Raw genomic sequence first — 1,049 nt, forward strand, 5'->3', positions numbered from 1 at the left:
AATTTTACTACTGCTTTTAGCGGGTGTGCTTTTTGCGAGCGCGGCAGAGCTTAGAACTATCAAGGATATGGACGGCGCCGAGGTCAAAATCCCCGTAAAAGTTGAGCGCATCGCAGCGCTCTGGCACGCGAACAATCAAATTTTACTGGCCCTCGGCGGAGCGGATAAAATCGTCGCCACCACCGATAATATCAGCAAAAACGCATGGTTTCTTAAAATTTATCCGCGCCTAGCGCAGATCCCCGTGCTGCTAAAAAATAACGACGTAAATTTAGAGGAGCTGATGAGCCGTAACCCCGACGTAGTCATCATCTCAACCGCACTGGCGGGCGAGAATTTAACTAAGCAAGGCTTTACGGTTTTAAAGGCGTCCTTTAGCGACTACGAGCAGATGAGGCGCAGCATCAGGATGTGCGGCGATATGCTAGGTGGCGACGCACCGCAAAGAGCGAAGGATCTGATCTCAAATTTAGATAAAAATATCGCTTTGGTTAGCGGCCGTACCGCAAATTTAAGCCCCGATAAGCGCCCGCGCGTCCTTCACATCGTAGGCGGAACCGATCTTTTAAAGATCGACGGCAAGGGCACGCTGATCGACTCATGGATAGAGCTAGCCGGCGGCACGAACGCGATCACCGCTATCAAAGGTCCGATGAAAACTATCACCGCCGAGGAGATCATCGCTAGCAACCCGCAGATCATAATCGTGGGCGGAGATCACAACGAAGATGCGGTAGCTCAGATCAAATCCAGCCCGATCTACAGCGGTACGGATGCGGTCAAAAACGGGCGCGTTTACGGCAATCCGCGCGGGGTTTTCAACTGGGATCGATACGGCGCGGATGCGGTGCTTCAAATTTTATGGGCAGCCAAAACCATCCAGCCCGAGCTATTTGCCGACATCGACGTGAAAGCCGAAACGAAGGCGTTTTATAAAAAATTTATGAATTACGAGCTAAGCGACGCGGAATTTGGCTATATTTTAAAAGGACTTAACCCGGAGGGTAAATAGAGCGCGGTGCCGAAGCAACGGCGTCAGCGCTGCACCT

The 1,049-nt window shown here is 51.5% G+C and carries 1 protein-coding gene; it reads left to right on the forward strand.

What is annotated here, in order from left to right; all coding sequences use genetic code 11:
• Window position 1 precedes the first annotated feature (1 nt).
• The gene (locus tag Q0256_RS00455; protein WP_297959021.1) at window positions 2-1,012 is read left to right on the forward strand and encodes an ABC transporter substrate-binding protein; all 1,011 of its coding nucleotides are present in this window, start codon (window positions 2-4) and stop codon (window positions 1,010-1,012) included.
• Window positions 1,013-1,049 lie beyond the last annotated feature (37 nt).

The sequence above is a fragment of the uncultured Campylobacter sp. genome (genome assembly GCF_937949835.1).
GTDB lineage: Bacteria > Campylobacterota > Campylobacteria > Campylobacterales > Campylobacteraceae > Campylobacter_B.